Consider the following 9934-nt stretch of genomic DNA (forward strand, 5'->3'; position numbering starts at 1 on the left):
CGCTGTACACGGCCCCGGTGGGGTTGTTGGGCGAGACGGTGACGATGGCGCGGGTGCGGGGGGTGATGGCGGCGGCCAGGGCTTCCACATCCAGGCTCCAGTCGCTGTGTGTGGGCACGGGCACTGGGATACAGCCACACATCCGGATGGCCATTTCCTGGTTGAAATAAAAGGGCATGGGCAAGATGAATTCGTCGCCCGGGTCGGCCACGGCCAGCACGCTGTTGAGAAACGCCATGTTGCTGCCCGCCGTGACCATGACGATGGATTCGGTGCCGCAAACGATGTGGTTGTCGCTGGCCAGTTTTTGCTGGAAGGTGTCCACCAAAGGGGCAATGCCGCCCACAGCCTGGTATTTGTGGAGCAGGGGATCGGCCATGAGCGCGGGCAGCTGCGCCACGGCTTGCGCCGGAGGGCCGTAGTTCACAACGCCTTGGCCCAGTGAAATGGTGCCGGGGTTGTCGCGCACCAGCTTGGCGATGGTGGGGATGATGGGGCTGTCCACCGCATCCATGCGGTCAGATTGGCGCTTCATGGGGTGTATTCCGTGGCTGGGGTCTTGAAATATCGTTCACTTGCCGATCACTTGCGGGTCACTTGCCGTTGATGGCCAGCAACTCGACCTCAAAGAACAAGGTGGCTTTGGGCGGGATCACGCCACCCGCGCCGCGATCGCCATAGGCGGTGTCTGGCGGGCATGTGAGCTTGGCCTTGCCGCCCACTTTCATGCGCTGCACGCCTTCTGTCCAGCAGGGGATGACCCGGCTCAGGGGAAACTCGATGGCCTTGTTGCGTTTGTAAGAGCTGTCGAACTCTTTGCCGTCGGGCAAGGTGCCTCGGTAATGCACTTTGACCGTGTCCGAGGCTTTGGGGCTGGCACCGGTGCCGTCTTGGAGTGAACGGTAGACCATGCCCGAGGCCGAGACTTGCGCCCCAGGCTCTTGCGCCGCAGCAGCAGTGATGGTGTTTTGGGCCCAGGTGGTAGAGCAGGCCAGCAAAATCAGGGAAAGGGCGGCTGCGCTGGAATTCAAAAATGTTTTCATGGGGTGATTTTTGTGCAAATGAGGGCGAAGGGGCTTCACTTCGGGGACAAGTTGGGCTGTTGCATTATCCGAAAGTCTTGGCCTGAGCCCATTGCCCCATGCGGGCGCTGATGCTGTGAAACTCGGCCACCGTTTGCGCGATGATGTGCTCTGCCGTCAAGACTTCGTGCACCAGACCGGCCGATTGGCCTGCCAAGGCGGGGGCGGCGTTCATGTTGCCCCCGAAATAAACATCCTGAATGCCTTGGAAGGCGTCGGGCCCCATCAGGCCGGCTTCGTGCAGGCTCTGTGTGAACGGGGCTTTGAGTGCGCGGATACAAGGTGAGGACTTGGTGTTGAGCATGTAGGTGCCGGTGGTGGGCGCGTCCACAATGGCCTGTTTGTAATGGCTGTGTACCGGGCTTTCTGCGCAGGCCACAAAGCGGGTGCCCATCTGAACCGCTTCGGCGCCCAAGGCAAAGGCGGCGGCCATGCCGCGACCGTCCACGATGCCGCCTGCCGCAATCAGGGGCAGATCGGTTTTTTCCCGAATGGCCTGCAGCAGCACCAAGGTGCTGACTTCTTCTGGGTTCTTGAAGCCACCACCTTCGGAGCCCTCCACCACCAGGCCATCAACCCCTGCATCGGCGCATTTCAGGGCGGCTTCCAGCGTGGGCACAGCGTGGTAAACCGCGATGCCCGCTGCCTTCAAAGGGGCGACAAATTTGGCCGGGCTGCCCGCCGAGGTGGTGACAAACCGGATGCCCGAGTCGCAGACGTAGCGCAGCATGGCGTCGTCTTTCAAAAAACGGATGGGCAAATTCACGCCAAAAGGCAGGCCCGAGGCCAGCATGGCCGCGATTTCGCGTTGGCAGTTTTCGGTTTCGCCTGAAGAGGTCTCGATGATGCCCAGCCCGCCTGCACGCGAGACCGCCATGGCCAAAGGGCTGCGGGCGATCCAGCCCATGGGGGCTTGCAAGATGGGGTAACGGGCTCCGGTGTGGGCCAAAACGCGGTTCATGGGTCTGCCTTGTGGGTCAAATTGAGCATCTTAATTGCCGGCCCTTGGCTGGGCAGTCGCGCAGTGGTCGCCAATGCCATCAGCAGGAGTCTCCAAATGGTCCTGCAGTTGGACCGTTTTTGCATAAACTGCACGCTTCACACAGGAGACCCATGACATGGCTTTGACGCTTTTTGCTTTTGATACCCCCAACGCCCGAAAAATCACGGTGGCGCTGGAGGAGATGGGTTTGCCCTATGCGGTGCAAGTGGTGGACATCACCCAAAAGGAGCAATTCGATCCGGCATTCTTGAAGATCAGTCCGAACAACAAGATTCCGGCTTTGGTGGACACCGAAGGGCCCGATGGCCAGGCGCAGACGGTGTTTGAGTCCGGTGCGATCCTGATTTATCTGGCCGAAAAAACCGGTCAATTCTTGCCCGCTCAAGGTGCTGGTCGGGTGGCCGCGCTGGAGTGGCTGATGTTCCAAATGGGGGGCTTTGGTCCTGCGCCAGGCCAAGTGCACCACTATGCAGGCCTGAGCAACGAGGCCGACAAGCGCTATGGTTTGGCGCGTTTCATGGCCGAGACCTTGCGCCTTTATGGCGTGATGGACCGCAGACTGGCTGAACACGAATTTTTTGCCGGTGAGCTGTCGATCGCGGACTTTGCCATCCTGGGCTGGGTCTGGCGTCACCCGCGCCACCAAGTGGATTTGCAGCAGTTTCCCCACGTTCAGCGCTGGTACCAGGCCTTGATGGCACGGCCTGCGGTGCAGAAAGGCTTTGCCGTGGCGCTGCGCCGAGACTGATGAGGTCGTTGGGGGTGGGGCTGTTCTGGGGCGCTGCCTTGCGATTTAAGCGGCTGGTTGCCGTGAAATACCCTTGAACTGCAAGGCCGCACGTTCAAACAGGCCCTTTCTTGTGGCTTAATAACGTTTTGCATTTTTTATCCGGAGCCACAGATGGGCAACAAAATCGTCACCGAAGCAGACCGTAAATTCACCCCACCCCTGCCCGCATTGCCAGGCGTGACCCTGCGCACCGCAGGCCGCGGCCAGCGCGTGAGCTTGGAGCGTGGCGTCGCCACACGCAGCAAGAAAAACCCCGGCAAGCGCTCCACCAAGGGCGGTTGAACCCGGTGTGCCCGGCCGATCGCCGGGCTTGCCTGCAGCCACTGATCACTCAGTGGCTTTTTTTTCGGCGCTCTCTGAACCCAGATGGCTTTCTTCATGGCTTTGCAGCCTTGTTTTCAGGAGTCCTGAATGTTGATGTCTTATGTTGCCGTGTTGGTGGCGGGCCTCATGCCCGTGGTGTGCGCGGGCATTGCCAAGTCGGGTTTCAAGGGCTATGACAACCATGACCCCCGGGCTTGGCTGTCGCAGCAAACAGGTTTCAGGGCGCGGGCCAATGCCGCCCAAGCCAATTGTTTCGAGGCCTTTCCTTTCTTTGCTGTGGGCGTTGTCTTGGCGCTGCTCACCGGGGTCGAGCCGGCCACGGTGGATGCGCTGGCTATGTTGTTCGTCGCGGCGAGGGCGGGTTATGTCTTTTTCTATTTGGCGGACAAAGCCACTTGGCGCACCTTGGTCTGGTCGGTGGCTTACTTGTGCGTCGTGGCCTTGTATGTTTTGGCCATGCTGAATTTGCAGGTGGGTTGAAGCAGAAATGCCGCGTTATCAAGGCACAATAGTGCTTCTGCCCCGGTGGTGAAACTGGTAGACACACCGGACTTAAAATCCGTTGCTTCGTTCATAGCGGGCGTACCGGTTCGATTCCGGTTCGGGGCACCATTTGAGGAAAGCATCATCATGAACCAAGACAACGCACCGCTTGAGATCCACGTGCATGGTGATGTGCCGATCAAAACCGGCACCGACATCAAAGCTATCCAAGAAGCGCTCAAACCACTTTGGCATTACGCCGGTGCACGCTCCCTGAGTGAAGGTGCCGTCAGCCTCTACGAAGAAGAGCCCGGCATCCGTTTTGACACCACCGCTTGGCGTTTGCACCTGTGCTGGACGGTCCGGGGAGACGAAAATTTCCGCATGGTGCTCGACGATTTGTGCATGAATATCAACGAGTTGTCAGCGGGTGGTACGCAAATAGAGGTGACTTTTTACGACACCGAGTTTGACGACGAGGACGAGGCCAGTGGGGCCGAGTCGCGTGACGATTTTGTGATGATGTTTGTCGGCCCCGATCCAGGAGCGATCATGCAAGCCCAGCGCGATTTGCTGGTGCACGATGTGGTCAACATGATGGAGCGCCATTTCGACGGGGCCGAGCTGTCGGGCGTGGTGACCGAGATCGACAAGTTGTTCAGCCAGCGCTTTGACAGCTTGGTCAGCTCGCTCGACATCGGTAAACCACCGCGGGGGCCGGGCGGCAGCAATGGCCACGGTGGTGGTGGTCGTCGCCCACGCCATCTGCACTGATCGGAGCGGACCATGAGCACCCAAGGCATTCGTTCTGCTTTGAATCCGGGTGTGCGTTTGCGCGAGGTCTTTGGCTGGGCCATGTACGACTTTGCCAATTCGGGTTATTCCACCGTGGTCATCACGGCTGTGTTTGCCGCCTATTTTGTAGGCGGTGTGGCCGACGGAGCCGACTGGGCCACATTGGCCTGGACATCAGGCCTGAGCTTGTCGTATTTGATTGTCATGCTCACCATGCCTGGGCTGGGCGCTTGGGCCGACCGGGTGGCGGGCAAAAAACGCATGCTGATGTGGGTCACGGCGGGCTGCGTACTCAGCACGGCGGCTTTGGCGTTGGTGGGGCCGGGTCAGGTGGCGCTGGGCTTGTTCATCCTGGTGCTGTCCAACACTTTCTTTTCTTATGGCGAGTCGCTCACGGCTTCGTTTTTGCCCGAACTGGCCAGACCCGAGGCCATGGGCCGAGTGAGCGGCTGGGGCTGGTCTTTGGGCTACATCGGCGGCATGCTGACGCTGGGCATTTGCCTGGCCTATGTTTTGGCCGCGCAAGCGCGGGGCGAATCGGGTGGCGAGTTTGTGCCGGTGACCATGCTGATCACGGCGGCTTTATACGGCGCTGCGGCTTTGGTGACTTTTGGTTTTTTGCGTGAACACTCGCCGCCGCAACCGAATGCCCCGGTCGTGACCGTGGTGCAAAGCCTGCGCCGGTTACGTCAGACCTTGCGCGAGGCCATGCCTTACCGGGACTTCACCCGTTTGCTCGCTTGTGCGGTGGCCTACCAAGGCGGGGTGGCGGTGGCCATCACCTTGGCTGCCATTTATGCCGAGCAGGTCATTGGCTTTCAGCCACAAGAAACCATGGTGCTGATCTTTGTGCTGAACCTGGCCGCTTTTGTCGGGGCCTTCTTGCTTGGGTATGCGCAAGACCGCTTTGGCCACAAGCTGACCTTGGCCTTGACCTTGGTGGGCTGGGTGGCGACGTGTTTCATCGCAGCGCTGTCAACCGACAAGGCCACGTTTTGGTGGGCGGCGGCCATTGCTGGTTTTTGCATGGGCTCGAGCCAGTCGTCGGGCCGCGCCATGGCAGGCCTGATGGTGCCGCCGCAACGCCTGGGCGAGTTTTTTGGTCTGTGGACTTTCGCCATTCGGCTGGCCAGCATTTTGGGGCCATTGACCTATGGCCTGATCACCTGGTTGAGCAACGGCAACCAGCGCTTGGCGATTGGCTCCACCTCGCTGTTGTTCATCTTGGGCTTGGTGCTTTTGATGCCAGTGAACGTGGAGCGCGGCCGTTTGGCGGCGCAATCGAATCCTTGAGTATTTTCTGTAGGTCGGTGCCTTCAGGTCTGACAAGGCGGGTGGTGAACCGTCGCCGTTTGAAATGTCGCTTCGCGAGAAGATGCCTGTCGGACCGTAAAGGCACCGACCTACGGGGTGTCGTCCCATCGACCGCCTGCATGGGTGTCTCTCGTAGGTCGGTTCCTTCAGGTCCGACATCGCGGGTGGTGAACCGTCGCCGTTTGAAATGTCGCTTCGCGAGAAGATGTCTGTCGGACCGTAAAGGCACCGACCTGCGGGATTGCCGATCGTCGGACCGTAAAGGCACCGACTTACGAACATCATGGGGCTGGGTTGCTTAGCAAGGCAGGAACAGCCTGGCAGACCTCGGGAGGTAAGCCCAGCCATCGCTGGGCGGCGGCTTGCAGGCCTTGCAAGTCGCCTGTGGTCAACAGGCGCATGGGCTGTGCTGCCGTATCTGTCTTTTCAGGGTTCAGCATTTCGGCGGCCGCCAGCAAGCGCTGCGTTTGACGCGCCACGGGTTCGCCCGTCGAGACCAGTTGCACACCGGGCCCCAGCAACTGGCGCAAATCCTTTTCGACAAACACATAGTGGGTGCAGCCCAGCACCAAGGTGTCGATCTGTCCGGACTCTGAACCAAAGCGGCCCATGGCCTGGGTGTAGGTCTGCAGCAACTGCGTGATTTGTGCTTGCGCAGCCTCGGCTTGATCGGGCAGGGTGCTTTGTTCGATGGCCAAAGCCAGGCCGTTGCAGGCCTGCACCTCAAAATGCGCTTGGTCTTGCACGCTTCCCAGCAGACGAGCGAACTTGTCGCTGCATACAGTGCCCCGCGTGGCCATCACGCCAATGTGTCGGGTGTGGCTCAGGGCCAAAGCGGGTTTGAGCGCAGGCTCCACCCCCACCAGCGGCAGCGCAGGGTGCTGTGCACGCAATTCGTGGATGGCCGCTGCGGTGGCGGTGTTGCAGGCCACGACCAGGGCTTTGATGTGGTGCTGCCCCAGCAGGTAATCGGCAATCGCGTGGGTGCGCTGACCGATGAAGGCTCCGCTTTTTTCGCCATAGGGCGCGTGCGCTTGGTCAGCCAAGTACACAAAGCGTTCGTGCGGCAGTTCTTTTCGCAAAGCCTGCAGCACGCTCAGGCCGCCAATGCCGCTGTCAAACACGCCGATGGGGTGTTGTGGGTCGGTTGTCATGGGGTGGTAGGCCTGAAAAAAGGCCGCTTGCGCGGCCTTTTAGAGCAAGGATGCATCAGCCGGCGGTCACGCCAATGCCCTTGAACTCGCCTGTGGCGATGCGCTTTTGCCATTCGGCAGGGCCTGTGATGTGGGCGCTGGTGCCGCCGGCATCGACCGCCACTGTCACGGGCATGTCGACCACGTCGAATTCGTAGATCGCTTCCATGCCCATGTCGGCAAAGCCCACCACCTGGGCGTGTTTGATGGCTTTGGACACGAGGTAAGCTGCGCCGCCCACGGCCATCAGGTAAGCGCTCTTGTGCTTTTTGATCGCCTCAATCGCGACCGGGCCGCGCTCGGCCTTACCGATCATGGCGATCAGGCCGGTTTGGCCCAACATCATTTCGGTGAAGCCGTCCATCCGGGTGGAGGTGGTGGGGCCGGCAGGGCCCACGGCCTCGTCGCCCACCGGGTCCACCGGGCCCACGTAATAGATCACGCGGTTGGTGAAGTCCACGGGCAGTGGCTCGCCCTTGGCCAGCATGTTCTGGATGCGTTTGTGTGCGGCGTCCCGGCCAGTGAGCATCTTGCCGTTAAGCAAGAGCGTTTGGCCGGGCTTCCAGGCGGCGACTTGCTCGGGTGTCAAGTTGTTGAGGTCCACGCGCTGGCTTTTTTCGGTGTCGGGCGTCCAGCCCACGTTGGGCCACAAATCGAGCGAAGGCACTTCCAAATACGAGGGGCCAGAGCCGTCGAGCACAAAGTGCGCGTGGCGGGTGGCGGCGCAGTTGGGGATCATGGCCACGGGCTTGGAGGCGGCGTGCGTGGGGTACATCTTGATTTTCACGTCCAGCACGGTGGTCAGGCCACCCAGGCCTTGCGCGCCAATGCCCAAGGCGTTGACCTTGTGATAAAGCTCCAAGCGCATCTCTTCGACTGGGTCGAGCTTCTCGCCCTTGCTGGATTTTTCGAGCAGCTGGTACATGTCCAGGTCGTCCATCAGGCTTTCTTTGGCCAAGAGCACGGCTTTTTCGGCCGTGCCGCCGATGCCGATGCCCAGCATGCCCGGTGGGCACCAGCCCGCGCCCATGGTGGGCACCGTTTTTAGCACCCAGTCAACGATGCTGTCGCCGGGGTTGAGCATGATCAATTTGGACTTGTTCTCGCTGCCGCCGCCTTTGGCAGCCACGGTCACATGCACATGGTGTCCGGGCACGATCTTGGTGAAGATGACGGCGGGCGTGTTGTCTTTGGTGTTTTTGCGGTTGAAGTGCGGGTCCGACACAACGGAGGCCCGCAGCATGTTCTCGGCCAAGCTGTAGCCTTGGCGCACGCCTTCGTTGATGGCGTCTTCCAGGCTGCCGGTGAAGCCGTCAAATTTCACGTCCATGCCCACTTCCAGGAAGACGTTGACGATGCCGGTGTCCTGGCAGATCGGGCGGTGGCCGATGGCGCTCATCTTGCTGTTGGTCAGGATCTGCGCAATGGCGTCCTTGGCGGCCGGGCTTTGCTCGCGCTCATAGGCGCGGGCCAAGTGGGCGATGAAGTCGGCCGGGTGGTAGTAGCTGATGTACTGCAGGGCAGCAGCCACGGATTCAATCAGGTCGGCTTGTTTGATCAGGGTGGTCATGGTGTGGAATGCGGTAAACCGGAGCGGCATACCGGCCAGTGGAATGAATATCCCCAGATTTTAGGGGGTCTGACGGCGGCTTAGGCTGACAGGGTGCAGATGGCCGTGCAAGACTGGCGTCAGTCAGTGCTTTGTAAGAGCGAAAGAAGACATTTGCACCAGTTTCAAAAAACGTCATGTCATTGAGGAGACAAATCTGATGAGTTCCAACCTTTACCAACCCAGCGCAGACTTCGTTAAAAACGCCAACATTTCCGGCATGGCCGCCTACGAAGCCCTTTGCAAAGAAGCCGAAACCGATTACGAAGGCTATTGGGCCCGTCTGGCCAAAGAGATGATCAGCTGGAAGACGCCTTTCACCAAGGTGCTCGACGAATCGAACGCGCCCTTTTTCAAGTGGTTCGAAGACGGCACGCTGAACGCCTCTTACAACTGCCTGGACCGCAACGTCGAAAAAGGCCTGGGCGACAAGACCGCCATCATTTTTGAAGCCGACGGCGGCGAAGTGACCAAGGTCACTTACAGCCAGTTGCTGGCCAAGACGTGCCAATATGCCAATGCCTTGAAGAGCCTGGGCATCAAAAAAGGTGACCGCGTCGTCATCTACATCTCGATGTCCATCGAAGGCGTGGCTGCCATGCAAGCCTGCGCCCGCATTGGCGCCACCCACTCGGTGGTGTTCGGTGGTTTCTCCGCCCAGTCGCTGCGTGACCGCATCGAAGACACCGGCGCTGTCGCCGTCATCACCGCCGACAACCAAGTGCGCGGCGGAAAACTGTTGCCCCTCAAATCCATCGTGGACGACGCCATCAACTTGGGCGGTTGTGGCTCCATCAAGAACGTCTTGGTCGTCAAGCGCTCCGGTGCCGACATCGCCATGACCGCTGGCCGCGACGTGTGGATGGCCGAGCTGGCTGACCAGCAAGCCACCACCTGCGAGCCCGAGTGGGTGGGTGCCGAGCATCCGCTGTTTTTGCTTTACACCTCAGGCTCCACCGGCAAACCCAAAGGCGTGCAACACAGCACCGGCGGTTATTTGCTGCACGCAGCTTTGACCACAAAATGGACGTTTGACCTGAAGGCAGACGACGTGTTCTGGTGCACCGCCGACATCGGCTGGGTCACGGGCCACACTTACATCACTTACGGCCCCTTGGCTTTGGGTGGTACCGAAATCGTGTTTGAAGGCGTGCCCACTTACCCCGATGCGGGCCGCTTCTGGAAGATGATCCAGGACCACAAGGTCTCGATCTTTTATACCGCACCGACCGCCATCCGCTCGCTCATCAAGGCCGCGGAAGCCAACGACGCTGTGCACCCCAAGAGCTACGACCTCTCCAGCTTGCGTTTGCTGGGCTCGGTGGGTGAGCCGATCAACCC

General features: G+C 60.2%; 11 protein-coding genes and 1 tRNA gene. 7 read left to right on the forward strand and 5 right to left on the reverse strand.

What is annotated here, in order from left to right; translation table 11 throughout:
• The 3 genes from Q0341_RS02635 to Q0341_RS02645 form a co-directional block, all read right to left on the reverse strand.
• Positions 1 to 535, reverse strand: a 535-nt coding sequence (locus Q0341_RS02635) for an aminotransferase class I/II-fold pyridoxal phosphate-dependent enzyme (RefSeq protein WP_299510359.1), incomplete at its 3' end; no start/stop codon positions are given.
• Between the two features lie 58 nt (positions 536 to 593).
• Entirely contained in the window at positions 594 to 1043 is a 450-nt protein-coding gene (locus tag Q0341_RS02640) for an FKBP-type peptidyl-prolyl cis-trans isomerase (protein ID WP_299510360.1), read from the reverse strand.
• A 64-nt stretch (positions 1044 to 1107) separates the two neighbouring features.
• Positions 1108 to 2043: a nitronate monooxygenase gene (locus tag Q0341_RS02645; RefSeq protein WP_299510361.1), complete on the reverse strand. Its 936-nt coding sequence runs from the start codon at positions 2041 to 2043 to the stop codon at positions 1108 to 1110.
• Positions 2044 to 2200: 157 nt separating this feature from the next.
• Between Q0341_RS02645 and Q0341_RS02650 the strand changes: the two genes are divergently transcribed.
• The 6 genes from Q0341_RS02650 (at position 2201) to Q0341_RS02675 (ending at position 5770) form a co-directional block, all read left to right on the forward strand.
• Complete coding sequence (locus tag Q0341_RS02650; protein WP_299510362.1) at positions 2201 to 2833, forward strand: glutathione S-transferase N-terminal domain-containing protein; 633 nt, start codon at positions 2201 to 2203, stop codon at positions 2831 to 2833.
• 153 nt (positions 2834 to 2986) lie between these two features.
• Complete coding sequence (locus Q0341_RS02655; protein ID WP_299510364.1) at positions 2987 to 3157, forward strand: hypothetical protein; 171 nt, start codon at positions 2987 to 2989, stop codon at positions 3155 to 3157.
• A gap of 135 nt (positions 3158 to 3292) precedes the next feature.
• On the forward strand, positions 3293 to 3679 hold the full coding sequence (locus Q0341_RS02660) for an MAPEG family protein (RefSeq protein WP_366522665.1): 387 nt from the start codon (positions 3293 to 3295) through the stop codon (positions 3677 to 3679).
• A gap of 39 nt (positions 3680 to 3718) precedes the next feature.
• Positions 3719 to 3811, forward strand: a tRNA-Leu gene (locus Q0341_RS02665).
• Positions 3812 to 3829: 18 nt separating this feature from the next.
• Positions 3830 to 4456, forward strand: a complete 627-nt coding sequence (locus Q0341_RS02670; protein ID WP_299510366.1) for a DUF6806 family protein — start codon at positions 3830 to 3832, stop codon at positions 4454 to 4456.
• 12 nt (positions 4457 to 4468) lie between these two features.
• Complete coding sequence (locus tag Q0341_RS02675; protein WP_299510367.1) at positions 4469 to 5770, forward strand: MFS transporter; 1302 nt, start codon at positions 4469 to 4471, stop codon at positions 5768 to 5770.
• A gap of 302 nt (positions 5771 to 6072) precedes the next feature.
• On the opposite strand, the gene murI is transcribed toward Q0341_RS02675, so the two are convergent.
• Together murI and Q0341_RS02685 are read right to left on the reverse strand one after the other, a co-directional pair.
• Positions 6073 to 6945, reverse strand: coding sequence for a glutamate racemase (gene murI / locus Q0341_RS02680; protein WP_299510369.1), 873 nt, complete (start codon positions 6943 to 6945; stop codon positions 6073 to 6075).
• A 55-nt stretch (positions 6946 to 7000) separates the two neighbouring features.
• Complete coding sequence (locus tag Q0341_RS02685; protein ID WP_299510371.1) at positions 7001 to 8554, reverse strand: fumarate hydratase; 1554 nt, start codon at positions 8552 to 8554, stop codon at positions 7001 to 7003.
• 199 nt (positions 8555 to 8753) lie between these two features.
• Here Q0341_RS02685 and Q0341_RS02690 point away from each other — a divergent pair.
• Positions 8754 to 9934 (forward strand): AMP-binding protein (locus Q0341_RS02690; protein WP_299510373.1); only part of this gene is annotated, 1181 nt, incomplete at its 3' end.

It is taken from the genome of uncultured Limnohabitans sp. (assembly GCF_937889215.1).
In the GTDB taxonomy this organism is placed as follows: Bacteria; Pseudomonadota; Gammaproteobacteria; order Burkholderiales; family Burkholderiaceae_C; genus Limnohabitans_A.

Bases quoted from the DNA above. Each gene is read 5' to 3' on its own strand.
- Q0341_RS02640 (WP_299510360.1), bottom strand. From the start codon at position 1,043: ATGAAAACATTTTTGAATTCCAGCGCAGCCGCCCTTTCCCTGATTTTG.
- Q0341_RS02645 (WP_299510361.1), bottom strand. From the start codon at position 2,043: ATGAACCGCGTTTTGGCCCACACCGGAGCCCGTTACCCCATCTTGCAA.
- Q0341_RS02650 (WP_299510362.1), top strand. From the start codon at position 2,201: ATGGCTTTGACGCTTTTTGCTTTTGATACCCCCAACGCCCGAAAAATC.
- Q0341_RS02655 (WP_299510364.1), top strand. From the start codon at position 2,987: ATGGGCAACAAAATCGTCACCGAAGCAGACCGTAAATTCACCCCACCC.
- Q0341_RS02660 (WP_366522665.1), top strand. From the start codon at position 3,293: ATGTCTTATGTTGCCGTGTTGGTGGCGGGCCTCATGCCCGTGGTGTGC.
- Q0341_RS02670 (WP_299510366.1), top strand. From the start codon at position 3,830: ATGAACCAAGACAACGCACCGCTTGAGATCCACGTGCATGGTGATGTG.
- Q0341_RS02675 (WP_299510367.1), top strand. From the start codon at position 4,469: ATGAGCACCCAAGGCATTCGTTCTGCTTTGAATCCGGGTGTGCGTTTG.
- murI (WP_299510369.1), bottom strand. From the start codon at position 6,945: ATGACAACCGACCCACAACACCCCATCGGCGTGTTTGACAGCGGCATT.
- Q0341_RS02685 (WP_299510371.1), bottom strand. From the start codon at position 8,554: ATGACCACCCTGATCAAACAAGCCGACCTGATTGAATCCGTGGCTGCT.